We start from the raw sequence: 21,990 nt of genomic DNA, 5'->3' as shown, positions 1-21,990 counted from the left end.
CTTTTGAAGGATCACGCGGTGACCACCCTCTATCCGGCTACGACACGCTCAGACATTTGCTGGCGTCCGGTCGTACACCATCCTGCTGGACTCAACCCGCGCCGTGCCACCGGTCCGTGGAACGTCGAAGCGCTGCACACGAAATTCCAAGTGACTCGGGTCGATACCGTCTTCCCCGCGCACTTGTCCCCAGTTGCACGACAGGCTGAGGTCGCCGCCTTCGGGGAGGTGGGCGGCGCTCTGATCTGTGAGTTGTTCGAAATTGTTTGTGCGCGTTTGCGCGAGGACACCGGGATCGAGGCGGCATTGCGTGGGTGCGGGTGTTGTGGTCGCGATGTTCCGCTCGGCGAGTGCACGTGCCGATAGCGAACCGAGAGCACGACAACGACGAAGATGAACAGCAGAACAACCACAATGGCGGCGAGACGGCGCGGAAAGCGTTGTCGTCGAGGATGCTTCGTCGTCGATGCTGTCGCCGAGTCTGCCGCCGTGTCTCCTCGGCTGCTCATGACGGTCGGGGAAGCAGCACGCCGTCGACGTTCTGTGGCACACCCTGCGGATTCCCGTCGGGCCCCGGCATGTCCCCCACGTGTCCGTTCACGAATTGGTCGACCGTGATCCAGCTGGTGCTTCTCCAGGGTTGTAGACCTCCAGCCGGTGGCCGTCGTGTCCGACGATGAGCATCTGATGCCCCTGCTTGCCGCTGGTGGTCTCGAACGGGACGGGCAGGCCCTGATGTGTACTGGATCTGCTCTTGGGGACGTATTTCGCGGGGCAGAACGGTCTATGCCTCCCCAGGCACCGACCCGCGAGATTCGAACGCCGCTACGAATCGCGGGTGTGCCCTGATCCGTACTGATTCGAGATCGGCAATGGGCCGGAACAGCACGAACGTCGTGGAGCGGCGGTAGAGCAGGTATGCGGCGATCAACCCGAACAGCCCCCATCCTGGGAAGACGGCCAGCACAAGCGGTACGGGAAGGTGGTCGGAGGTCGTTGTTTGGGTCGCTGCGAGGATGACGAGAATTGCGGCGAGGCCCAGAAGAACGATCGCATGTCCGGTGTATTGGCAAAACCTGCTCGTGCGTTTGCATTTCGCGCAGATCGGCCACGTCCCCTCGAGGACGGTGGACGGTGGGTTGACCTCGAGCCATCTGAATGTGGCGACGCGGTAGAAGCCTCGCAGCAGGAATCGGACTTCGTACGAAGGGGTTCGCTGTATCCATTGTTGTTCCGTCGAACGCCGGACAGTCTTCGGGCGGAAGTCGAAGTCCTTGTTGCGCTGTTCGATCGCCGTCTTGCCGTGGCGGGTGCATACGTCGGGTAGCTCGTCGGCCAGTTGCAGGACGAAGGTTTCCTGCGGATCGAAATCCGGGTCTTCGGCGAAGTCTTTTCGGAGGCGAATCCACACTGCCACATCGGTTTGCGCGCCCGAGCGGGGGTTCACTCCAGCCATCCTCGGTTGCGTCGCTGTTGGAAGTAGAGATCGTCCTCGTCCGGTTCATCGGGGGTATACAGCTGCTCGCGATTCGGTTTTCTCGTCTGTGGGATCACCGGGCTGCCAGAATCTTTCGCGGGCGTCGAGGGAGTCGGCGGCACATTGCCCGGAGGCGGAGCGGGCGCGGACTCGTGCTGCTCCCCTCGCAGACGTTCGAGTTCTTGTTCGCCTGCCTGGGCCAGAGCCTGACGCTGGTCTTCCGGCATCGTCAGGGCGCGGTTCAGCTGGCCGGCGGGTACGGAGTCCATGATTCCCGCGAACGCGTCGGACGTACCGAAGTCCCGCATGCTGCGGCGGCCGTTCAGTACATCGTCGAGTTGCTTTCGCAGATCGGGGTCGGTTACGGCGGACTTGATCGTTTCCAGGGAACGGCGCAGTTGGCGGGACACCGCGATGTCGCCGTGTGCCACGTCGAAGCTGACTTCGGAGCGATCTTCCATTCGATCAAACCCCCGGGTGGACGTAGGTCGAATTCGGCAGTGCGGGAAGGTTTTCCGGAGTCGTCTGGCTCGATAGTGCGTTCAGCAACCCGATCATCCCGTATATCGCCTTGTACGCGGTGGTGATGAGTTTGATGAGTTCGCCCACCTTCGCCACGATTTGGACCAGGTAGGCGGCGGACACCGCGGCTTGGGCGGCTGCGGCGGGAGCGCCGACCAGACTGGAAGCGAGCACCGCCTCCGCCGCTTGCGACGCGAGCCAGAGCAGGGCCAAATCGGAGATGTCCTGTAGAAAGTCCCCGACTCGGCGGCCCAGTTCCCGCATGCCGGTGCTGATATTCGTCAGCTGCCGTTCGATCTCTTCGAGCGGGCGAACTTGGAACTCGACGCAGGCAGCGAGATGTGTGAAATAGGTCTGAGAGCTGTCGGCGGCGTGACCGTGCCAGGTGGCGCCGGCGGTCTGTTGCCACTGAGTGTTGATCGACTCCGCGTACGCCGAATTGAAGCGGCTCAGGTTGCCCGCGGCTCCGGCGGCCTTCGCGACCGCCTCCCAGTCGCCGTTGACCTTCTCTCCTGCCCAGCCGTAAACGTCGAAGCCGACGAGGGTTTTGATCGTGGTCGAGATGTAGTAGGCGGGGGAGACGAAATTTCCCCCGGCGATGAACGACACCAGGCCCGGCATCGGGTCCTCGGCCTGAGGGTCGACGAGCTTCTCTTCGGGACGGGTCATCGCGCATTCCCCGGATATGTCTCGTCGAGCTGCCGAGCGTGCTCGTAGTCGGTCGTTCGGTAGAGCTGAGCGGCTTTGGCGAGTTCGGTCGCCGAGCCGTCGGTCAGCGTCTGGAGGTGCTTGTAGTTGTCCTCGAGATTTTGCCGGATATGCTCGACGATCCCCTTGACCTCGACGAATATGCCGGTGTGGGCATCCGAGAGGTTGAACCACTTCGTCGCGTGGCTGCCTGCTGCGCCGGCTTGGCCCGCGAGATCACGCATCGCGCCGCTGAACTTGTCCACATCGTCGGGTACGACTTGGAAGTCGGTCATCGCGCTCCTTGCGTGCGGGGTTGAACACTTCTGATCTGTTGGACGGACGATGCCCGCGGTCGGTTCCGGTCGACTTCCACCGGCGCGCTCTCCGCCTAGGGCGGCAGACCTGAACGCCGACGGTCTCGACGAGTCTTCCGCGGTTCGCGAACGTTCGCATCGATCGTCTGCCGCCGAGTGGATTCGGCTGGCTCCGAATGCTCTCCCAGATCTTGCCGCGATGGCCGACGGCGGTGGGTGTCATGAACCCAGGACCGTGTCCTCCTCGCGCGCGTCGTAACTCTCGCGGGCGGATTCGATGGCCGGCATATGGTCGGCTGCCCACGCCAGCAGTACGTCGACCGGGTGGCGCAGGGTTTTGCCGAGGGGAGTGATTCGGTACTCGATCGCGACCGGGCGGGTGGTGACGACTACGCGTTCGATCACGCCGTTGCGCTCGAGTCTGCGCAAGGTCGCGGTGAGCGACTTCTGGGTGACCGCGGGAATGGCGCGGCGTAGTTCGTTGAAGCGGCACGGGCGTTCGCAGAGTTCGTTGAGGACGCTGAGCGACCACTTGTCGAGCACTTGATCGAGTAGGTCACGGTGCGCTGTCTCGATGCGGATTTCACCGTCGGTATCCATGCTGAAACCTGGTTTCGTTGAAGTGTCCTTCGTCAACTAAGTATCTTAGCGATACTTCGAAAACGAAAGGTCCAGAGCATGACTGTCAAGCACTTCACGCCCGAGGGAATGTTGCAGCCGACCCCCTACCATCACGTGGCTGTAGGCACCGGATCGCGGCAGGTGCACGTCAGCGGGCAGGTCGCACATTTCGCGGACGGCACTCCGGTTGTGCCGGGCGATCTCGCCGGCCAGGTCGCCCAGGCGCTGCGCAACACTGCTCGCGGATTGGCCGGTGCGGGTGCGTCTTTCGCGGATGTGCTGCGCCTGACGTTCTACGTCACCAGGTGGAGCCCGGAGCAGATCGACGACTTCATGGCCGGCGTGGAGGCGGTCGCCGCGGAGATCGGACTGCCGATTCCGATGCCGCCGGCGTCGCTGATCGGTGTCGACTACCTTTTCGAGCCGGATGTGCGGGTGGAGGTCGAGGCGACCGCGGTGCTCGACTGATCGGCAGGGATATCCGCAGGCAATTTCGTGATTTCTCAATGCATATCGCCGAGATGAGCGGTTACCCGCCCGCACGATCCGGTTTCACTGCCCTCGCCACGGTGCACGCGGGACTGGGTATCTGCTCCCGCCCCAACTGCCCTGGGTCGGGAGCACCGGCCTGTCGAAGCTGCCGTGAATGATTCGGCTGTCGGCATGCCCCACGGCGGCACCCGCACGGACAGCCTCGTGGGACTTCAGCATCATCGACCGCCCTTTGTTCTGGGGCGTCATCGCCAGCTACCAACGGTGATAACGGTTTCCTGAGGCCCGCCTGGCTCGCCCCGGTGACGCGCTCTCCGACGAGCAGCGACGTGCCGGACGCTGTGCAGCGAGACATACGCGGTCGTACCCCACTTCCGCCGCCACTCGCCGCGTTGCGGGGGTCCCAGCGCCGATCGGGCGATGGCTCGTTGTGGGCCAGGTCGGCGGCGGTGTCCGCAAATGGCCGCACAAGGTATTCGATGACTGCGGAGGTGGCGCTCGCGCACTCGCCGTGGATTCGAGCGGTGGTGGTCGAACTCGTTTACCCAATGCTGTGCCGCCTTCGTGTGTGGGTCGTTGCGCGCGCCGGTAAGTCGACCGGTCGCTCGGTTCGAGGCTTCAGCTGGAATGCCTGCCTGCGGTGACGCTCGATATCACCCCACAGTCCGATGCCATGCCATACCTGGGGGTGAGTTGAAACGAGAAGTCAGCCAATAGCTTCGGTGTATCGACACGTCACCCCGCCCTACCGCGCGATGCACCGGATCCCGGTCGACATCGGCCGGGATTCAGAGCGGGCGAGGTGTCGTCCGCGTCTCAGCTCCCAGGAAGAACCATGACGACACCGGCTTTGGTCCCACTGCCCTCCCCGAGATCATCGCGGCGTACCGACGGTGATTACGCCCGCCTGTTACGTCGAATCTCCGACGCGGGTTTGATGAATCGGCGTCCCGTCTACTACGCCATCCGGCTCGGCCTCGTCGGGATTGCGTTCGTAGCCGGCTGGGTGGCCCTCGTGCTCGTCGGCGACTCGTGGTGGACGCTTCTGGTCGCGGCGTTCATGGCCGTGACCTTCGCTCAGGTCGCGCTCGTCATGCATGACGTCGCCCACCGTCAGGTGTTTCGGCTTCGGCGACCGACCGAGATCATGGGTCGGGCCGTCGGTAATGCCGGGATCGGACTGGCGTACGGGTGGTGGCAGCACAAGCACACGCGGCATCACGCCAATCCGAATCACGAGGAGCTGGATCCTGATGTCGCGCCGGACATTCTGGTGTGGTCGCAGCGGCAGGCGCGGGCCAGCCGTGGGTTGCCTCGGCTGATCGGGCGGGCGCAGGCGTTCCTGTTCTTCCCGCTGCTGATGTTGGAGGGGCTGAATTTGCATGTGGCCGGGGTGCGTGCGCTCCGAAGCCGGGCGGTCAAGCACCGTGTAGTGGAGGGCGTGCTGCTGTTCGGGCATTTCGTAGGCTATCTGGGAGCGCTGTTCGCAATTCTGCCTGCCGACAAGGCTTTTGCGTTTTTCGTCGTGCACCAAGCGTTGTTCGGGCTCTACATGGGGTGCATCTTCGCGCCGAATCACAAGGGTATGCCGACCTTCACGGGAGACGACCGGCCCGACTACTTGCGCCGGCAGGTGTTGACCTCGCGCAATGTGCGCGGCGGCGTGCTGACCGATATCGCTCTCGGTGGGCTGAACTATCAGATCGAGCACCACTTGTTCCCCAGCATGCCGACTCCGAATCTGCGGCATGCCCAAGTGATCGTCCGCGATTATTGTGCCGAGATCGGCGTGCCGTATCACGAGACCGGGCTGGTCGCCTCGTACCGCGAGGCGCTGAGGCACCTGCATGACGTCGGTGTGCCGTTGCGCAGCGGAGGTTCGCACCAGGCGCAGGATGTGCCAATCGAGGAGCCGGCAGCGGGACGCTAGGCCGGCTCGATTCGAACGCCCCGCCCATCTCTCTTCGCGCCCGACCCTCGCGTGACCGCGTTACGCACCCACAGCATCGCGCCTGGCGGCACTGCATCAGGCGCCCGCAGCATCGCCCGCGCAGCTGGTGGCACCGCGCCACGCGCCCGTCACCGCCAGACGCGGCGCCACCGCGTCACGCCCCGCGTCACCGCGCCAGACCGTGCGGCACCGCGCCAGACCGTGCGGCACCGCGCTACACCCGCGGCACCGCGCTTCACCCCGTCACACCCCGCGGCACCGCGCTACGTCAGCGAGGCCGTGCCGCGCACGAAGAAGTGGTCGTGCCCTTAATCCACAGCATCGAGCATCGATCGGCGTGCGGGGATGTGTACTGATCGTGCAAACCTCGCCAGAATTTGCAGTTTTCTCACATTCTCGTCGAGGTTTGCACGAAAACTTCGGCCCAGACGCCGAGCCGACATCGCGCGAGGCGAGTTGCAGCCCAACTTCGTGAAGTCGCCACCATTCGTGCTACTCAGCGGGCGCACAATGGGCCGTGCGAGGATCGGAGCACCCAACCACGGGAGATGCGATGACCACACTGGAACAGGCGGTGGAGCTCGGTCGCGCCGAGAAGGGGCTCGCCGTCGTCTCCACTCTCAGATCCGACGAGACCATCCAATCCACGCTGGTCAATGTCGGGCTGCTGGCTCATCCTTCGACGGGTGAGCCGGTTCTGGGTTTCGTTACCTACGGCAAGGTCAAGCTCGCGAATCTTCGCGCTCGCCCGCAGGTGAGCGCCACGTTCCGGCAGGGCTGGGCATGGGCGACAGTGGAGGGGCGCGCTCAGATCGTGGGTCCCGACGATCCGCAGCCGTGGATCGACGCCGAGGGATTGCGACGGCTTCTGCGTGATGTGTTCACGGCCGCCGGCGGTGAGCACGACGACTGGGACGAGTACGACCGCGTGATGGCGGCGGAGCGCCGTGCGGCGGTCCTGGTGGAACCGACTCGGGTGTACAGCAACGGCGGCTAGTTTCGACGAAAGGGATTGGGCCATGCGGATATTGAGAACGCCCGACGAACGCTTCACGGGGCTGCCCGACTTTCCGTTCGAACCGCATTACGTCGAGGTGCCCGCGGGTGACGGGACCACGCTGCGGATGCACTACCTGGACGAGGGCCCGCCCGACGGTGAGGTCGTGCTGCTGCTGCACGGCGAACCGTCGTGGTCGTACCTGTATCGGCGGATGATCCCCGTGCTGGTGGCGGCCGGGCTGCGCGCGATCGCGATCGACCTCGTCGGCTTCGGCCGCAGCGACAAGCCGGCGGACCGTGCGGACTACACCTATCAAGCACACGTCGACTGGACCTGGGCGGCGATCGAAGCCATCGGCCTCGACCGAATCACGCTCGTATGCCAGGACTGGGGTGGATTGATCGGGCTACGTCTGGTCGGTGAGCATCCCGATCGGTTCGCTCGCGTGGTTGCCGCGAATACATTCCTGCCGACCGGTGATCGCCATCCCGGCGACGCGTTCCTCGCCTGGCAGCGCTTCAGCCAGGACACACCCGACTTCCGAGCGGGGAAGATCGTCAACGGCGCGTGCCTGACCGATCTCTCTCCCGAGGTGATCGCCGCCTACGACGCCCCCTTCCCCGACGACACCTACAAGCAGGGCGCGCGCCAGTTCCCGCTCCTGGTTCCGACCAGTCCGGAGGATCCTGCCGCCCCCGCGAACCGGGCCGCGTGGGCGGTCCTGGAGACGTTCGAGCGGCCGTTCCTGTGTGCCTTCTCGGACTCGGATCCGATCACGCGCGGTGGGGACAAGGTGCTGTCGTCGAAAATCCCTGGCGCCGCGGCGCATTCACCGGTGACCATCACCTCGGCCGGGCATTTCCTCCAGGAGGACAAGGGCGAAGAACTCGCTGCAGTGGTAGTCGACTTCGTCCGCGCGACGCCATTGGATCAGTCGCTCGCTTGAGGCGGCCGGATCGGCGGCGTCCCCGACTCGACCGCTTACCGCTGTCCGCGTGCAACCGAGGGCCGTGGTCGGGCGCTGCCTAAGCGATCCGCAGCGCGGGCTGGGCCAATTCCAGATCCGGGTCGTAGAGCGGATCGATCAACCGGGCCGCGTCCCACCAAATCGGACGGTGTCCGAGCCGGCGTCGCGGTCGTGCGGACCGTGAACGGTCGAGACCGAAAAGGCAAGTTTCCTTGACATCCGATGTCAAACATCCTTAACATTTGTTTCGTGGTCGGCGATCAGCAGGAGCATTCGGTACGCAAGCGACGGCGCGAGTGCCGGATGACCCAGGCGCAATTGGCGACGACCGTCGGCGTCAGCCGGCAGACCGTGATCTCGATCGAACAAGGCGACTACGCGCCGAGTGTTTATCTCGCGCTGCGGATCGCCCGTGCGCTGGGAACGACGGTGGAAGACATTTTCTGGACCGAGGATCTGGAGGGGACATGGCCAAAACCACTGCATTCGAAGACATCTTCCTAGCGCCCGACGAACCGGCGTGGGGTGACGAGCGTGCCCGCGAAGAGTTCTACCGAGGCTCGACCATCGCGCTGTGCGCCACGATCTACGGCTGCTACGCCATCGCCATCGTCGCCGCAGCGTTGGATGCCAAGTGGGTATCGCTGCTGATCTTCGTGCTGCCCAGCCTCACATCGCTTCTGCTTCTGCGCTATTGCGCGCGGCGCGGCATCGATATGCAGACCGTGCTGAAGGGCTTCCCGCCGCGGCGCAAACGGATCGCGTATGCCACGACGTATCCGCTGATCGCCGCGTGGGTGATCGTCTTCCTGTGGCGCACCCTGCCATCGGATTCGTTGCCGCAGAGTCTGTTAGGTGCGGTGGTCGGCGGTGCGGTCGGAGCGGCTGTCGCCGGAACGATCGCAAAGCTCGTTCGGCGCCGCTCCGCAGCGCAGCAACTTCCCGAGGACGACAGCTTCGACTAGCGATACGTGTGAAAGGTGCGGCTTTCAGCGCGGAAGATGATGTGACGCAGCGCGATAACGTCCCGGGGGAGTGCTGTACTCGCGTTTGAATGCCTTGGCGAAGGCGAATTCGGAGGTGTAGCCGACTCGCTGGGCCACAGTGTGCAACGGGGTGTCGTCGGAGCGGAGCAAGCGGCCGGCGAGAGTCATGCGCCACCAGGTGAGATACGCGAGGGGGGAACGGCCGACCGTGGCGGTGAAGCGGCGGGAGAAGGCGGCGCGTGACAGCCCGCCGAGGGCGCCTAGTTCCTCTACGGTCCAGGGCTTTTCGGGGCTGGTATGGATGGCGCGCAGGGCGCTGGCGACGGGGCGATCGGCCAATGCGGCGGCCCAGCCGTTACGCGGGGTCCCGTCGTCCTCGGTGTCCAACCACCAGGCGCGCAGGATATAGAGCAGCAGGGTGTCGAGCAGGGACGTGATGATCGCGTCCGAACCGGGCTGGGACTCCTCGAGTTCGGTGCCGAGTAGTTCGACCGCCGCGCGCAGGGAGCGGTGCGCGCCGACTCGTGGGCGCAGATGGACGACGTCGGGGAGGTCGGTCAGCAGGGGGTGAGCGCGTCGACGGTCGAGTTGGTATGCGCCGCAGAGCAATAACGTACGGGGCGCCTCGGGTTCGTGGTGTTCGGTCGCGGGTGGTGGCCACGATCCGTCGGGCAGCGGGTTCACCACGCGCAACGGTACGGACGGATCGCTGGCCAAGGCGTGGCCGCGGCCGTGCGGCAGGAAGACGATATCGCCGGGGCCGAGCGGAGTGGGTTCGCGATTCTCGACGATCAACCATGCCGAACCCTGCAACACGACATGGAATCCCGTGCCGTCGGAGGCGGGGAAGCGCATCCCCCACGGAGCCGACTTGTGCTGGCGCGAGGAGTGCGGACGGCCGGTTCGCATCGTCGCGACGGCATCGCTGAGTACGTCCAAGCCCATATCCGCATGGTAGCCGCGAACGGGGCAGCGAGACGAACGGACATTTGCGCAAGACTTTCACGCATAGATCATCTTCCCGGCGGTACATACCGTCGATGGCATGACAACCGACGCGATTACCGCACGCACCGTCGTCTTCCACGAACTCGGTGACCCCGAGGTATTGACCATCGAGAATCTCGACCTGCCCGCCCCTGGACCGAGGGAGGTACTCATCCGCATCGAAGCGCTCGGACTCAACCGGGCGGAGGCCTTGTTCCGGGCCGGCACCTACTACTACCTGCCGACGCTTCCGGGATCCCGGCTCGGCTACGAATCCTCCGGGGTGATCGAGGCGGTGGGCGCCGACGTCACCGAATTCGCTGTGGGGGACAAGGTTTCGACTGGCCCGAACATCGAGATGAGCTCGGCGGGGGTCTACGCCGAGCGGGTCGTGCTGCCGGTGGAGTCCGTGGTCCCGCGCCCGGAAGGCCTCGACGCGGTCACCGGCGCGGCCACCTGGCTGACCTACTCCACCGCATACGGTGGACTGATCGAAACCGGTGGGCTGCGTCCCGGTGACCATGTACTGATCACCGCGGCGTCGAGCGGTGTCGGTATCGCCGCGCTGCAAACCGCTGCCCGCATCGGCGCCATCCCCATCGCGGTTACCCGCACCGGCGAGAAGAGCCGGTACCTCCTCGACAACGGGGCGGCGCACGTCATCGCCTCGGGCGATACCGACGTCGTGGCCGAGACCCGCCGCATTACCGACGGCGTCGGCGCGCAGGTGATCTTCGACGCCGTCGGCGGGCCGGGCCTGGCCGAATTGAGCACTGCCGCAGCGCATAACGGCACCGTCGTCGTCTACGGCTGGCTCGACCAGCGCCCGATGGCGATGCCCATGAACTGGCCGCTGCGAATTCTCGGGTACGCGAACATGGAGCTGTCGGTCACCGCCGACGGTCGCCGCCGGATCAACCACTGGATCGCCTCCGGCATCCGCGATGGTGTTTTCCGGCCGCACGTGGGCGCGGTCTTCGACGGTCTCGACAGCATCCGCGACGCCCACCGTCTGATGGAATCCAGCACCCACACCGGCAAGATCGTCGTCAAACTCTGAATGTGGGCCATGACGCGCACGATGGAGCCGTCGCTGGTCGCCGGTGTGGGTGACGTCCGGCTCGCCGCCATCGTCGTGGATGGTCGAGCAGTTCCTGGCGCCGGTTCAGGGCATCCGGAGTGCCGCGCTCGGGGTTTTCCGGCGAAAGCAAGGCGTCGTCGAGCGATGAATCGCGGGAGGATCGGCGGCGTGGCTCGAAGAGCTCCGGACGTAGCTCTGCCCATGCTGCGTCGCGAAACCAACCGCTGTAGCGGTGGATTGGTGAAAGGTGCCGATTGCCGCTGCGGAGTAGCCTCGACGCGGGGTGGCCAGGTGAAAGGCGATATGTATGTCCAGTGGGAACATGTTCAGCGTCTACGGGCGAATGAAGGCCCTGCCCGGGCGGCGTGACGAACTGATCGCTGTGCTCCTCGCCGGATTTCGCGCCGGCGGAGACGACAGCGGCCTGCTCCACTACAGCATCAACATCGCATTCGACGACCCGGACACGATCTGGCTGACGCAGCTGTGGCGAGACAAGGAAGCACACGACGTCACCACCCGTTCCGAGCCGGTGGCGGCGGTTTCTCGCCAGGTTCCGCCGCTCCTGGCCCAGCAGCCCGAAGGCGGTTACGGCCACACCGTCCATGTCGGCGGTCGAATCACCGAAGGATGAGCGGGTCCGTTGCTCGACTGGCCGTCCCGGACCGGCGAGCGGCGGAATAGCCCAGACGACGAAGGCCGGAACAGCACCATAGTCATCGCCCCGCCGATCGAGAAGCGCGGCGATGACAAGACGGAACGGCACCCACGGCGGCTACCTCACGACCGCCATACGGGTGGCGGGGCCGATGGAGCTGACGGAGCCGGGGCGCCCATAGCCTGAACCCGCTTACGCACGGATCGACGTGGTTATCGTGTACCCCTTCGGATCTCGCCACGGCCGGCCCGGGTTGGCTGCGAACCAGCCGCGCAATTCGGATTCCACCTCGGCACGGATCTCGGAGTATTCGGGCGCGGCCGGTGTGACGCCCGAGAACGCGAACAGCGATTCCGCGAACCGAATCGCGGGTTCGGGTTCCTGGATGACCAGTGCGTTGTCGGACGATCGGACTTCGGCGTTGCCGAAGACATCCCGCATCATGGCGGGCACGGTGTCGGAGTTGACGGTGTGGTTCATCATGTCCGGCGGCTCTCGGAACCCGTAGCGGCCGGCGACGGCCGTGACGAGGTCGCGGGTACGTGCGCACGCTCTGGCATGGTTGACGACGACACATACCGTGCCGCCGGGACCGACTACTCGTCGGAACTCCCGGAGAGCGGCGACCGGGTCGTCGAGGTGGTAGAGCATATGCCTGGCCGTCAGGCAATCCCACGCTCCGTCGGGAGCCGGTATCTGCTGTGCTGTCGCGCGGACACCGGCCCCGCCCGGCACCCGGGCCGCCGCAGCCGCGGCCGACGGTGAGGCATCGAGACCGCACAATCGCCCGGCATGGCCGCGCTCGGCCAGGAGGGTAATGAATTCTCCTGTACCGCAACCGATATCGATCAGATTCTCGGATCCCGCGAGTCGCAATGCATCGAACACCGAGGCGTTCACGTCGTCACCGACCTCGGAATAGAGCCGGTGCGTCCGGATGCGGATCCGAAGAGCATCCAGGTTCGCATACTCGGAGGTGAGCGACGGAGTTGTCATCGGTGCCCTTCCGATCGGTGCTTCGACCTGGAAACCACTCTGCCGCAGACGCAGGCGGGGCGCTCGACGTTCGGTGAACAGGAATCCGACAGCGCCGCACCTGTTGCCGATGCCGCGCCCTCGCAGGGTGACCGCGCTCCGGGGGACAGGCCGTGGTGATGAGTGGGCTGAGTTCTGGCGTGACGCACTCCAGGTTGACCTGCCGGCACGTCGACGCTCATCCTCCGTCGCCGATCCGATCCCGAATGCCCCACCACGCCGACCCGACTGAGGAATAATCGTCGAAGTCGTTGCGTGACAAAACATGTGAATGACGGGGGTGGCTGGTGAACGACTATCTGTCTCTGCTTCCATCGACCTTGCAGTGGATTTCCAGGCAACTCGACTCGGTGTCGCCGATACCGTGGCCGCTGTGGATCGGCGGGTTGTTTCCGGTCTACGTGGCTGTCGTGTCTGTGCTGCTCTGGTTTCTGCGTGGTTCGGTGTGGCCGGTTCAATGCGCTTATCCGCGCACGAGCAAGGGGCGACCGTGCCGCAATTGGGTGCCCGGCGAGTGGATGCGCTGTCGCCACCACAATCGCCGTGTCACATATCGGTACGGGCACGAGGTGGTGAAACTGCAACGCTGGCAGACGCTCACCAGGGGCAACAAGATCGTGGACAGGTCGGAGATCGGCGTGGGAGCGCTGAGGCTGCGCCCGGCCAATGCCACCTTGCTGTACGAGAGGGGTTACGCCAGACCGCCTTTAGCTGTGGTGCGGTTGCTGCCGGACAAGGTCGAGGCGGTGCTGCGGCGGGTGAAGGAGGCACGCTTGAGAAATCCGGCGCCGCCCGCGGACGATGCGGACTCCGACCGCACACCCTACGAACCGATCGCGACGGAACGGCGGACCGATATCGCGAAAGGGTTGAACCAGGTTGTCCGAGCGACCCAGTTCGCGACGATCGCCTTCTGCGTCGCCATCGTTTTCACGATCATCGCGATATTGCTCCGCGACACCGCTCAGACCGTCCTCCAGTATGTGGCGACCTTGGGATTCGTATTGGCTTGGGCGGCAACGAGTGCGGGAGTCTACGGGCGCAGCGAAACCTGGCTCAAAGGCGCATGCCTGAAATCACTGAAATGGTGGGCGGGCATTTTCGTGCCGGTGGGTCTGCTCAATCTCGCCTTCACGGTCATGAACAAATCTCCCGCATAACGCCGGATGCTCTCGGTCCGGCCGATCGTGACGAGGTCGGTGAGGGCCTCGGGAACCCGGCGCAACCGCGATCGTTCGCCGACCGAACCTGTCAAGCGCGGTCGTGGAGGGTGATGTGGTAGCCGTCGGGGTCGGCGAAGGTGAAGGTTCGGCCGAAGGGGCCGTCGATCGGTGCGGAGACGATGGGGTAGCCGTCGGTGGCCAGAGCGTCGTGGATGGTTTGGACGTCTGTGGCGTGGAGCCAGATCGCGGTGCCGATGCCGGGTTGGGCCGCGGCCGCGAGATCGGTGCCGGGGACGGTGTCGCGGAGTGCGAACGCGATCGGCTTCGTCTCGAAGACGACGGCGTGCGGTGGGCCGGCCGGTGAGCGGACGAGGCCGAGGTAGTGCTCGTAGAACGCCTGTGAAGCGGCGAGGTCGCGGGTTTGAAGTGAGATGAAGTCGGGGCCGGTGACGGACATGAGGATGCTCCTTAGGTTGTGTCAGTTTCCTGACACACGCAAGGCTATGTCAGAATACTGACATGAGTCAAGACGGTGCCGGCGTCGACCTCGAGACGTCACTGGGCTACCTGTTGAAAGAGGCTTCGAGCGTTCTTCGCGTCGCCATGGAGGAGGTATTGCGGCCGCTCGGGATGAGCGTGACCCACTACTCCTGCCTCGAGCTGCTGGCTCAACGACCCGGCTTGTCGAACTCGGAACTGGCGCGGGGTGCGTTCGTGACACGGCAGTCGATGAACGTGCTGCTCCAAGCCCTGGAACGAGACGGCTACGTGACCAGGCCCGCGGAGGCGCCGGTCGGAAAGGTGCTCCCCACGCGGCTCACGGCTCGCGGACGACGGAGCCTCGAGACGGCGAGCGCGGCGGTCCGGGCCGTCGAAGACAGAATGCTGGCCGGCCTGACCGAGAGCGAGCGGGCGACCGCGTTGCGGATCCTGCGGAGCATGATCCGCTCCCTGCGCGAGGGCAACGAGGACGCATAACTCGTTACCTTCGCTGTAACGCGACTGAAATCGCTCATTCGTGGTAGCCGGAACATATGGCCACGCACGTGAACGAAAGGGAACGGAAGTACCAGTTGCCGATCACGGGTGGGGTGCCGCTCGATGATGTGCCCGGTATGACTCTCGACCCGCTGACCGACGAACAGGTGCTCGACGCTGTTTACCATGACACCGCGGATCTGCGGTTGGCGCACAAGGGAATTACGCTTCGGCGCCGGACCGGTGGGGACGACGCGGGGTGGCATCTGAAATTGCCGCTGGGGGAGGACACCCGCGAGGAAATCCAGGTCCCGCTGGGGCGCGGGGGCAAATCGGCGCCGGAGGAACTGACCGACATGCTGACGGGCATCACCAGGGGCCAACCGCTCGCGCCGGTCGCGCATATCCGGACGAAGCGGCGGAAATGGCGGCTGCTGGACGAGGCGGGCCGAGTCGCCGCCGAGGTTGTCGCGGACAGTGTGTCCGGTCAGACGCTCGGTGAGTCGTCCTCGGTGATGTCGTGGGAGGAGATCGAGGTCGAGCTGGCCGGCGGTGGTCCGGATGTGTTCGACAGCGTCGAGAAGAGATTGGGCAAGCCATCGGATGCGCCGCCGAAGGCGCTGCGCGTCCTCGGTGTCCGTACCGAGCGGCGCCCGCCCGAGCCGGGCGTGCAGGGTTATATGCGCGAGCAGGCGGACAAGATGATCGAGCAGGACGTCCTGATCCGGCGCCGCGCCCCCGACTCGATACATCAGATGCGGGTGGCGGGCCGCCGGTTGCGCAGCATCCTGCAGGCCTTCAAGGGATCGCGAGAGCTGCGCAACGAGCTGAAGTGGCTCTCCGGGGTGCTCGGAGACATGCGGGACCTCGAGGTACTGCACGACCACCTCGTCGCGGAAGTCAGGGCGTTACCGGAGGAACTGGTGATCGGCGAGGTACGCCGGCGGCTGACCGAGTCTTTCGTGCCGCGCCGGTCGGCGGCCCGCGCCGACGTGCTCGAGGCACTGAACAGCGAACGGTATTTCGCGCTGCTGGACTGCGTCGAAACCAGCCACCGACTGCCGCTGAAGCGCACGGAGGCCAAAGCGCTGCGCAAGACGAGCCGCCGTGTCGACCGCGCCTTCGACAACATCGGCCGGCTCGGTACCGATCGCGGTCTGCACGAGGTGCGGAAGGCGGCGAAACGTACCCGCTACGCGGCCGAGGCGACCGGCAAGAAGAAGCTGGCCCGCCGCATGAAGAAGTTGCAGAAATCCCTCGGCGTCCACCAGGACTCGGTCGTCGCCCGCGCCGAGGTACGCACCCTCGGCGTCCAGGCGCATCTGGCGGGGGAGAACGCTTTCACCTACGGCTTGCTGTACGGCAGGGAGGTACAGCGCGCCGAGAAAGTGCGGCAAACGCTGCGGCTCGGAGAGCGATAGGCGAACCTACCCGCCGTCGGGTTGCGCGAAGCGGGCGATGGCCCGGGCGATCGCGTCCCTCATGGCGGGGCTACCGGTGTGGCCGGAGTCGTCGATCACGTGCAGGCGAGCGTCCGGCCAGACCTTCGCGAGTTCCCAGGCGGTTTCGAGCGGCGCGCTGAGGTCGAGGCGGCCGTGGATCAGGTCGCCGGGGATCCCCGCCAATCGCCCCGCCTCGCGGAGCAGCACACCTTCGTCGAGCCACGCCGCGTGCGCGAAGTAGTGCGTGCAGATGCGGACGAAGGTGAGCATCGCGGTCTCCTGCTTGGCGCTGTATTGCCCTGGGCGGCCGAGTGATTCGTGTGCGATCACCGCGTCCTCCCAGCGGCACCACTCGATCGCGGCTTCGTGTCGCACCGCCGGGTCCGGGTGTTCCAGGAGTTGCCGGTAGCCCTCCACCAGGTCGCCGTCGCCGGGCAGGCCGGCCCGGAATCGCTCCCATTCGGCGGGCAGCAGCGGTGCGACACCCCGGTACAGCCAGTCGATTTCGCGGCGGCGGGTCGTGGTGACGCCGACCAGCACGATTCCTGTGACCCGCTCCGGATACCGCTCGGCGTAGGCGAGGATGAGCGTCGAACCCCAGGAGCCGCCGTACATCAGCCAGCGGTCGATGCCGAGATGGGTGCGCAGCCGCTCCATATCCGCGATCAGGTGCTCGGTGGTGTTCACGGCCATGTCGGTGTCCGGGTCGGCGGCGCTCGGAAGGCTTCGGCCGCACCCCCGCTGATCGAACTGGACGATCCGGAAGACGTTCGGGTCGAACGACTTTCGTGGTCCCGGAGTGCTGCCGCTGCCCGGCCCGCCGTGCACCACCAGCACCGGCCGCCCCGTGGGGTTGCCGCTGGTGCACCAGTACACCTGATTTCCCTGACCGACCTCGAGCAGGCCGTCGGCGTACGGGTCGATCGGGGGAAAGGAGGTCGGCACGGTTGCCGAGATTAGCGGAACAGGGGTGACGGCGTCGACGACTCAGTCGGGGATCAGAGCATACACCTGCACGAGGAATTCCTGCGTCGCCCCGTAAGGATCGGCGATGTAGAAACCGCGGCGAGACAACGACTTCCGCTCCATCGGCATGCGGGTTCTGCCGCCGGAGACGATGTTGGAGAGTACGCGCTGGTCGTAGTTGGCTCGGACGTCGACCATCACACTGAACTTGATCACTTCGGTGCCGGGGCCTGTCCGCCAGAGCAGTTCTTCCGCTTCCGGCGGCACGGTCGCGAACGAGAAGTTGTCACTCGATCGCGCCTTCTGATTGCGCCGAGGCTGTGAATCCGACCGGACCTCGGCGACCAAGACCTCTCGCATCGCTGCCCTCCCTGTATGTCTTGCGCCGCTTCGGGGTGTCATCGAATCTTAGCGGTTACGGCTGTCCGATCCCCGGTTCGTGATGTCATCGGTGTCGCGGGACGGCGCGGGGGCGGATGAGCGTCCCGGATTCGTACTCTTCCATCGCGTGGGCCAGCCAGCCGGCCGTTCGCGCGACGGCGAAGACGATTTCGCCCGCGCCGGGAATCATGTCGAACACCGTGGCGAGAACGCCGAGTCCGAAATCGCTGTTGATCGCGGGCAAGCGACGGTGCCGCAGTTCCGCCGAAATCGCCTCGGCCACAAGGAGAGCCGGGTGATCCGGTGCGATCGTGCGGATCGCATCCACCAGGTAGGTGCCGCGCGCGTCGCCGGATCGGTAGACCGCGTGGCCGGCGCCGGGAATGCGTTCACCGCGGCGCAGACGCTCGTCCAGCGCCTTGGGTACGGCGCCGGGATCGGTGATCTCGGCGAGCATCCGCTCCACCGCCAGCGAGGCGCCGCCGTGCATCGGACCGCCGAGAACTCCCAGGCCGCAGCCGACCACGGCGTAGGGGTCGGCATGCGCCGAGGCCGCGATACGGGCCGCGAACGTGGAGGACGCCAGCTCGTGATCGGCCAGCAGAACCATTGCGGCGCAAAGTATGTGCAGTCGGCCGTCGCCGGCAGGCGCGGTGGCGGACAGTCGTGACCACAGCATCGCGGCGGCGGATCGTCCGACCGGGATGGACAGCTGGGGAAGGGCCTCGATCAGGCCGGCGATCATGGCGCGCGCGATGGTGACGACCGTCGCGCGGTCGCGGTGGAAGCGCAGGGGGTCGCCGACGGCCAAGGTGGTGACGATGAGTTGCAGCCGGTCGATCGGCAGCAGGCCCTCGGGCAGGCCGGCCTGGGTGGCGCGGGCTGCCGCCACCGCCTTGTCGGAGAATTCCCAGGGCCCGCTGTCGGTGAGGTCGCCGTCCCACAACCATTCGGCGACGGCCTCGAAGGTGTGCGAGGCGGCCAGGTCGACGGCGTCGCGACCGCGGAAATACGGCCGGTCTACGCCCAGGGTGGTGATGAGGGAGGCGATGTCGATCTCGGTCGGCGCAGGCTTGCGGCGCGGTTTGCCTCGCCGGGCCAGTTCCTCGATCTCGGCCGGATCGAACAGGCTGCGCCGCCGGACCGGATCGTAGCGGCGTTTCAGCACGCCACGGCTGACGTAGGCGTAGAGGGTCGCGGGCTTCACCCCGAGCCGTTCGGTGGCGTCGGCGGTGTCTATCCACTCCATGGGTTGACCATAATCAATATTGATTACGGTGGTGCAGGGGCGCACAGTTCACTCATGCACCTGGTATCGCAATTCGAGCTGCAGGCCAAGGCTTGCGACAAGCTCGGTTCACCCCTGTACGGCTCGCTGCTGCGCGATATCGCGCGCGATATTGGCGATCGTGGACCCTGCGCCGCGGTTCTGGAGGGCTACGAGACCATCGACTTCGATTCCGCGGTGCCGCTGCGCTTGCTGGCCGGCGTGCACGCACTGGTATTGTCCGGCGCCGCAGCCGATCTCGCGCCCTTCTATCCCAGTTCGGGTGCGTCGGTGCGGGCCCACGATCCCGCCGGCGCGTGGGCGCCGTTCCGGCAGGTCGTGGCGGAGCGGGCCGAGTGGATTCGGGACTGGCTGACTCGTCCGCCGCAGACCAACGAGGTCGGCCGGGCCGTTCCTTTGCTGGCCGGGTTGCTCGCGGCGGTCGATGCGACTCCGCTGCCGATCCGGTTGTTCGAATTGGGCGCCAGCGGCGGCCTCAACCTGCGCGCCGACCACTTCCGTTGGGACAGCGGCGATATCGGCTGGGGGCCGGAGGATTCACCGGTCACGATCGCGGACGCGTGGCGAGGACCGGTCCCGCAGTGGCTGGCCGGCGCCGTGCGACGCCATCCGCGGCTCGAGGTCGTCGAGCGGCGCGGATGCGATCCGACGCCGCTGGATCCCTTGTCGCCGCGCGACGCACTCGCGTTGCGCGCGTATGTGTGGCCGGACCAGCAGGCCCGTGCGGCCCGCCTCGACGGAGCGTTGCGACTGGCGGAGAAGATCCCCGTCGATATCGCCGTGACCGGCGCCCGCGACTTTCTCGCCGGCATCGAAGTGGAGCCCGGCACGCTGACCGTCGTCTGGCATTCGGTGATGCGCCAATACGTGCGCAAGGACGAATGGCAGGCGGTGACCGCCGAGCTGGACCGGCTGGCCGCGGCCTCGCGGGCCGACGCCGGATTCGCCTGGGTCGCTTTCGAACCCCAGAACAACTCCGACGATCGCAACGGGTTCCGGCTCACGGTCCGGATCGGCGGAAACGAGCCGGTGATATTCGCCCGTGCGATGCCGCACGGCGTTCCGGCGTTCACCTATCCGCTCGACGAGCCCGGCAACACCTAGCCGTCTGCCCGCTTCCCGGCTGCACCCCTCCGGCAGCCGGGCCGGCGGAACCTCTGACGCCAGTATCTCAGTCCCCGAACTGATTTCGCACGGAATGGTTGGCGTGGATCAGGTCCGCCGGATCCCAGCGATCCTTCGCGGCGACCAGCCGCGGCAGGTCGGCGCCGAACAGGCGTTCCGGCGCCGCTGCGCTTTCGGTGAAACTGCTGATGTCACGGTCGAGGCGCGCGGGGGCGACGGCGGCCGTCAATGCTCGGAAGCCGGTCGCGGCCGCTTCGGCCGCAGCCGGGGCGGGGACCACGGCGACAGCGAACAACAGTGCTGCGGATCCGAGGGTGGGGCTCGCCTCGGTGCGGTCGAGGGCGCCGCCGAGGTGGCGCAGTTCGACCGAGGTGAGAGTGTCGGCGGGGCCGTCGGTGACCGCGGTGACGACGGCGTCCACCACGTCTGCGGGAAGTGTGCAGACGAGCGCGCTGCAGCCGAGGGCCGGGACGGGAGTCGGCGGATCCATATGCAGTCCGGCGAGCGCCGACGGCGCGACCACGTCGAAAGTGTCGATGAGAGGCGATAATTCACGCAGCGGAGCGAGCAGGTCGTGTGCCGTCGCCGCGTCGGCTTGCATCACGGCCTCGATGATCGCGAAAGTCCGTCCGGCGAACATCGGTGGCACCTCGGGTGCGTCGGGGAAGCGGAGGACCCGTGCCACGGAGGTCACCGTCTTCGGTGCGGTCGCGATCCATGCCGTCCAGGCGTGGAAGATGTCGCGGGTCGATTCGACCGGCCAGAACAGGGCGCCGGCGACCACATCACCGATGGCGTGCAGGCGCAGCGTGAGGGCGGTGATCACGGCGATATCGGCGCCGGCGAGGACCGATTCGAACAGGTCGTCGCCTGCTCGGACGCGGCGGATCACGCCGTCTGCGGTGACGAGTTCGAGCTCGAGAACCGAGGCGCGGGAGGGTCCGTGCGAGCGGGCGAACCAGCCCAGGCCGCCGCCCAGCACGAGGCCGACCACGCCGACGTCGGCCGAGAAACCGCCGATGGGTACGAGTCCGGCCGCTGCCGCGGCAGCCGTGAGGTCGGCGCAGCAAACCCCGGCCTCGACATGCGCGATACGTGCATCGGCGTCGATCTCGACCCGGTCGAGTGCTCCGGTGCGCAGCAGGATCGTGCGTGCGAGGTCACCCAGCGGAGTGGCGTTGTGACCGGTGGATTGCGGTGCGACGCGCAGTCCGAGTGCGGCGGCGGCGCGGACGGTGAGTGCCACGTCGTCGGTGGTCGCCGCGGTCACCACGGCGATCGGTCGTTGATCGGCCAGCAGTTGCCAGGCGGCGCGGGCCTGATCCCAGCCGGCGTCAGCTGGTCGAATGAGGGCGCCGGTCAGTGCCGTCGCCAGGTCGTCGAGATCGCCGAAGATGTTCGGCAACTCGAAGTTTCGATCGTCGAGAACATCGGGTCTGTTCTTCGCGTGGGTTTCGTGCGGCAGAGTCATGATTCTCCTTGTTGCGTTGGCTGCGCCCATTACGGGTATGACGGATCGTCCGGCCTGCTGGAAGGCAGGTCGGATGGAGTGAGAGATGCTGTGGCCGAGCGGAATCGACCGCGAGAGGCGGCGCGAGGCGCCTTGCGATGAGCGGTTGTCGCAGGGGCCGGTGGCGCAGATCATCGGCCGGCGTGGTCCTCGGCGAACGGATCGTTCAACACCGGACGCTGGTCGGCTCGACAGAACTCCGGAAGTGGGAGAACTCGGCTGGGACAGTGGGTGAGGTGCCGAGAAGCTGGGGTGCCCGGGATCGGAGGCAGGCGCCGGTTCGGCAGGAGTGGAAGGCGCGCGAACTGTTTTGCGATGCACCGACACCGGACAGCTGGGCGTCGACTGACCCGATC

The 21,990-nt window shown here is 66.1% G+C and carries 24 protein-coding genes; 12 read left to right on the top strand and 12 right to left on the bottom strand.

Features of this window, described 5'->3' with window-relative positions:
• Positions 1–784 precede the first annotated feature (784 nt).
• The 5 genes from IG65_RS0111335 to IG65_RS0111315 all read right to left on the bottom strand — a co-directional run bounded on the left by IG65_RS0111335 (position 785) and on the right by IG65_RS0111315 (position 3,603).
• Entirely contained in the window at positions 785–1,447 is a 663-nt protein-coding gene (locus IG65_RS0111335; RefSeq protein ID WP_156055555.1) for a hypothetical protein, read from the bottom strand.
• A complete protein-coding gene (locus IG65_RS0111330; RefSeq protein ID WP_051755740.1) occupies positions 1,444–1,938 on the bottom strand; it encodes a hypothetical protein in 495 nt (164 codons plus the stop codon). The genes IG65_RS0111335 and IG65_RS0111330 overlap by 4 nt, the downstream gene beginning before the upstream one ends.
• Positions 1,939–1,942: 4 nt before the next feature.
• Positions 1,943–2,668 carry a hypothetical protein gene (locus IG65_RS0111325; RefSeq protein WP_030514839.1) on the bottom strand — a complete coding sequence of 242 codons (726 nt, stop codon included), beginning with the start codon at positions 2,666–2,668 and terminating at the stop codon, positions 1,943–1,945.
• A complete protein-coding gene (locus IG65_RS0111320) occupies positions 2,665–2,982 on the bottom strand; it encodes a type VII secretion target (protein ID WP_030514838.1) in 318 nt (105 codons plus the stop codon). Before IG65_RS0111320 ends, IG65_RS0111325 begins: the two co-directional genes overlap by 4 nt.
• A 240-nt stretch (positions 2,983–3,222) precedes the next feature.
• Entirely contained in the window at positions 3,223–3,603 is a 381-nt protein-coding gene (locus tag IG65_RS0111315) for a helix-turn-helix domain-containing protein (protein ID WP_030514837.1), read from the bottom strand.
• A gap of 78 nt (positions 3,604–3,681) precedes the next feature.
• On the opposite strand from IG65_RS0111315, the gene IG65_RS0111310 reads away from it, so the two are divergent.
• The 6 genes from IG65_RS0111310 to IG65_RS0111285 all read left to right on the top strand — a co-directional run bounded on the left by IG65_RS0111310 (position 3,682) and on the right by IG65_RS0111285 (position 8,999).
• Entirely contained in the window at positions 3,682–4,092 is a 411-nt protein-coding gene (locus IG65_RS0111310; RefSeq protein ID WP_030514836.1) for a RidA family protein, read from the top strand.
• An 859-nt stretch (positions 4,093–4,951) separates the two neighbouring features.
• Positions 4,952–6,046 carry an acyl-CoA desaturase gene (locus IG65_RS0111305; protein WP_030514835.1) on the top strand — a complete coding sequence of 365 codons (1,095 nt, stop codon included), beginning with the start codon at positions 4,952–4,954 and terminating at the stop codon, positions 6,044–6,046.
• 574 nt (positions 6,047–6,620) lie between these two features.
• Positions 6,621–7,064: a TIGR03618 family F420-dependent PPOX class oxidoreductase gene (locus IG65_RS0111300; RefSeq protein ID WP_030514834.1), complete on the top strand. Its 444-nt coding sequence runs from the start codon at positions 6,621–6,623 to the stop codon at positions 7,062–7,064.
• Between the two features lie 22 nt (positions 7,065–7,086).
• Positions 7,087–8,013: a haloalkane dehalogenase gene (locus IG65_RS0111295; RefSeq protein WP_030514833.1), complete on the top strand. Its 927-nt coding sequence runs from the start codon at positions 7,087–7,089 to the stop codon at positions 8,011–8,013.
• A gap of 243 nt (positions 8,014–8,256) precedes the next feature.
• Positions 8,257–8,538, top strand: a complete 282-nt coding sequence (locus tag IG65_RS0111290; protein ID WP_051755738.1) for a helix-turn-helix transcriptional regulator — start codon at positions 8,257–8,259, stop codon at positions 8,536–8,538.
• A complete protein-coding gene (locus IG65_RS0111285) occupies positions 8,502–8,999 on the top strand; it encodes a hypothetical protein (RefSeq protein WP_030514831.1) in 498 nt (165 codons plus the stop codon). Before IG65_RS0111290 ends, IG65_RS0111285 begins: the two co-directional genes overlap by 37 nt.
• A 24-nt stretch (positions 9,000–9,023) precedes the next feature.
• Here the strand turns inward: IG65_RS0111285 and IG65_RS0111280 are convergent, their stop codons facing one another.
• On the bottom strand, positions 9,024–9,965 hold the full coding sequence (locus tag IG65_RS0111280) for an AraC family transcriptional regulator (RefSeq protein ID WP_231509138.1): 942 nt from the start codon (positions 9,963–9,965) through the stop codon (positions 9,024–9,026).
• 100 nt (positions 9,966–10,065) lie between these two features.
• Here IG65_RS0111280 and IG65_RS0111275 point away from each other — a divergent pair, with 100 nt between their 5' ends.
• Together IG65_RS0111275 and IG65_RS35790 are read left to right on the top strand one after the other, a co-directional pair.
• Entirely contained in the window at positions 10,066–11,067 is a 1,002-nt protein-coding gene (locus IG65_RS0111275; protein ID WP_030514829.1) for a zinc-dependent alcohol dehydrogenase family protein, read from the top strand.
• 328 nt (positions 11,068–11,395) lie between these two features.
• On the top strand, positions 11,396–11,722 hold the full coding sequence (locus IG65_RS35790; RefSeq protein ID WP_030514828.1) for a putative quinol monooxygenase: 327 nt from the start codon (positions 11,396–11,398) through the stop codon (positions 11,720–11,722).
• A 216-nt stretch (positions 11,723–11,938) separates the two neighbouring features.
• On the opposite strand, the gene IG65_RS0111260 is transcribed toward IG65_RS35790, so the two are convergent.
• Positions 11,939–12,742 carry a class I SAM-dependent methyltransferase gene (locus IG65_RS0111260; RefSeq protein WP_030514827.1) on the bottom strand — a complete coding sequence of 268 codons (804 nt, stop codon included), beginning with the start codon at positions 12,740–12,742 and terminating at the stop codon, positions 11,939–11,941.
• A gap of 326 nt (positions 12,743–13,068) precedes the next feature.
• On the opposite strand from IG65_RS0111260, the gene IG65_RS0111255 reads away from it, so the two are divergent.
• Positions 13,069–13,941 carry a hypothetical protein gene (locus IG65_RS0111255; RefSeq protein WP_030514826.1) on the top strand — a complete coding sequence of 291 codons (873 nt, stop codon included), beginning with the start codon at positions 13,069–13,071 and terminating at the stop codon, positions 13,939–13,941.
• Positions 13,942–14,032: 91 nt separating this feature from the next.
• Here the strand turns inward: IG65_RS0111255 and IG65_RS0111250 are convergent, their stop codons facing one another.
• Complete coding sequence (locus IG65_RS0111250; RefSeq protein ID WP_030514825.1) at positions 14,033–14,401, bottom strand: VOC family protein; 369 nt, start codon at positions 14,399–14,401, stop codon at positions 14,033–14,035.
• 62 nt (positions 14,402–14,463) lie between these two features.
• Between IG65_RS0111250 and IG65_RS0111245 the strand changes: the two genes are divergently transcribed.
• Together IG65_RS0111245 and IG65_RS0111240 are read left to right on the top strand one after the other, a co-directional pair.
• Positions 14,464–14,922, top strand: coding sequence for a MarR family winged helix-turn-helix transcriptional regulator (locus IG65_RS0111245; RefSeq protein ID WP_030514824.1), 459 nt, complete (start codon positions 14,464–14,466; stop codon positions 14,920–14,922).
• A gap of 56 nt (positions 14,923–14,978) precedes the next feature.
• Entirely contained in the window at positions 14,979–16,343 is a 1,365-nt protein-coding gene (locus tag IG65_RS0111240) for a CYTH and CHAD domain-containing protein (RefSeq protein WP_030514823.1), read from the top strand.
• Positions 16,344–16,349: 6 nt separating this feature from the next.
• On the opposite strand, the gene pip is transcribed toward IG65_RS0111240, so the two are convergent.
• The 3 genes from pip to IG65_RS0111225 all read right to left on the bottom strand — a co-directional run bounded on the left by pip (position 16,350) and on the right by IG65_RS0111225 (position 18,960).
• Positions 16,350–17,309, bottom strand: coding sequence for a prolyl aminopeptidase (gene pip, locus IG65_RS0111235; RefSeq protein WP_030514822.1), 960 nt, complete (start codon positions 17,307–17,309; stop codon positions 16,350–16,352).
• A gap of 42 nt (positions 17,310–17,351) precedes the next feature.
• Entirely contained in the window at positions 17,352–17,690 is a 339-nt protein-coding gene (locus tag IG65_RS0111230; protein WP_030514821.1) for a hypothetical protein, read from the bottom strand.
• An 85-nt stretch (positions 17,691–17,775) separates the two neighbouring features.
• Positions 17,776–18,960: a citrate synthase gene (locus IG65_RS0111225; protein ID WP_030514820.1), complete on the bottom strand. Its 1,185-nt coding sequence runs from the start codon at positions 18,958–18,960 to the stop codon at positions 17,776–17,778.
• Between the two features lie 54 nt (positions 18,961–19,014).
• On the opposite strand from IG65_RS0111225, the gene IG65_RS0111220 reads away from it, so the two are divergent.
• Positions 19,015–20,103 carry a DUF2332 domain-containing protein gene (locus IG65_RS0111220; protein ID WP_030514819.1) on the top strand — a complete coding sequence of 363 codons (1,089 nt, stop codon included), beginning with the start codon at positions 19,015–19,017 and terminating at the stop codon, positions 20,101–20,103.
• A 67-nt stretch (positions 20,104–20,170) separates the two neighbouring features.
• Here IG65_RS0111220 and IG65_RS0111215 read toward each other — a convergent pair whose 3' ends face one another.
• Positions 20,171–21,595 carry an FAD-dependent oxidoreductase gene (locus tag IG65_RS0111215; RefSeq protein WP_051755736.1) on the bottom strand — a complete coding sequence of 475 codons (1,425 nt, stop codon included), beginning with the start codon at positions 21,593–21,595 and terminating at the stop codon, positions 20,171–20,173.
• Positions 21,596–21,990: the final 395 nt, after the last annotated feature.

The sequence above is a fragment of the Nocardia sp. NRRL WC-3656 genome (genome assembly GCF_000720265.1).
In the GTDB taxonomy this organism is placed as follows: domain Bacteria; phylum Actinomycetota; class Actinomycetes; order Mycobacteriales; family Mycobacteriaceae; genus Nocardia; species Nocardia nova.
This window is presented reverse-complemented; position numbering and strand designations above follow the sequence as displayed.

Bases quoted from the DNA above. Each gene is read 5' to 3' on its own strand.
- IG65_RS0111215 (WP_051755736.1), bottom strand. From the start codon at position 21,595: ATGACTCTGCCGCACGAAACCCACGCGAAGAACAGACCCGATGTTCTC.
- IG65_RS0111300 (WP_030514834.1), top strand. From the start codon at position 6,621: ATGACCACACTGGAACAGGCGGTGGAGCTCGGTCGCGCCGAGAAGGGG.
- IG65_RS0111295 (WP_030514833.1), top strand. From the start codon at position 7,087: ATGCGGATATTGAGAACGCCCGACGAACGCTTCACGGGGCTGCCCGAC.
- IG65_RS0111250 (WP_030514825.1), bottom strand. From the start codon at position 14,401: ATGTCCGTCACCGGCCCCGACTTCATCTCACTTCAAACCCGCGACCTC.
- IG65_RS0111305 (WP_030514835.1), top strand. From the start codon at position 4,952: ATGACGACACCGGCTTTGGTCCCACTGCCCTCCCCGAGATCATCGCGG.
- IG65_RS0111330 (WP_051755740.1), bottom strand. From the start codon at position 1,938: ATGGAAGATCGCTCCGAAGTCAGCTTCGACGTGGCACACGGCGACATC.
- IG65_RS0111260 (WP_030514827.1), bottom strand. From the start codon at position 12,742: ATGACAACTCCGTCGCTCACCTCCGAGTATGCGAACCTGGATGCTCTT.
- IG65_RS0111275 (WP_030514829.1), top strand. From the start codon at position 10,066: ATGACAACCGACGCGATTACCGCACGCACCGTCGTCTTCCACGAACTC.
- IG65_RS0111230 (WP_030514821.1), bottom strand. From the start codon at position 17,690: ATGCGAGAGGTCTTGGTCGCCGAGGTCCGGTCGGATTCACAGCCTCGG.
- IG65_RS0111290 (WP_051755738.1), top strand. From the start codon at position 8,257: ATGTCAAACATCCTTAACATTTGTTTCGTGGTCGGCGATCAGCAGGAG.
- IG65_RS0111320 (WP_030514838.1), bottom strand. From the start codon at position 2,982: ATGACCGACTTCCAAGTCGTACCCGACGATGTGGACAAGTTCAGCGGC.
- IG65_RS0111325 (WP_030514839.1), bottom strand. From the start codon at position 2,668: ATGACCCGTCCCGAAGAGAAGCTCGTCGACCCTCAGGCCGAGGACCCG.
- IG65_RS0111315 (WP_030514837.1), bottom strand. From the start codon at position 3,603: ATGGATACCGACGGTGAAATCCGCATCGAGACAGCGCACCGTGACCTA.
- IG65_RS0111310 (WP_030514836.1), top strand. From the start codon at position 3,682: ATGACTGTCAAGCACTTCACGCCCGAGGGAATGTTGCAGCCGACCCCC.
- IG65_RS0111220 (WP_030514819.1), top strand. From the start codon at position 19,015: ATGCACCTGGTATCGCAATTCGAGCTGCAGGCCAAGGCTTGCGACAAG.
- IG65_RS0111225 (WP_030514820.1), bottom strand. From the start codon at position 18,960: ATGGAGTGGATAGACACCGCCGACGCCACCGAACGGCTCGGGGTGAAG.
- IG65_RS0111245 (WP_030514824.1), top strand. From the start codon at position 14,464: ATGAGTCAAGACGGTGCCGGCGTCGACCTCGAGACGTCACTGGGCTAC.
- IG65_RS35790 (WP_030514828.1), top strand. From the start codon at position 11,396: ATGTCCAGTGGGAACATGTTCAGCGTCTACGGGCGAATGAAGGCCCTG.
- IG65_RS0111240 (WP_030514823.1), top strand. From the start codon at position 14,979: ATGGCCACGCACGTGAACGAAAGGGAACGGAAGTACCAGTTGCCGATC.
- IG65_RS0111280 (WP_231509138.1), bottom strand. From the start codon at position 9,965: ATGGGCTTGGACGTACTCAGCGATGCCGTCGCGACGATGCGAACCGGC.
- IG65_RS0111285 (WP_030514831.1), top strand. From the start codon at position 8,502: ATGGCCAAAACCACTGCATTCGAAGACATCTTCCTAGCGCCCGACGAA.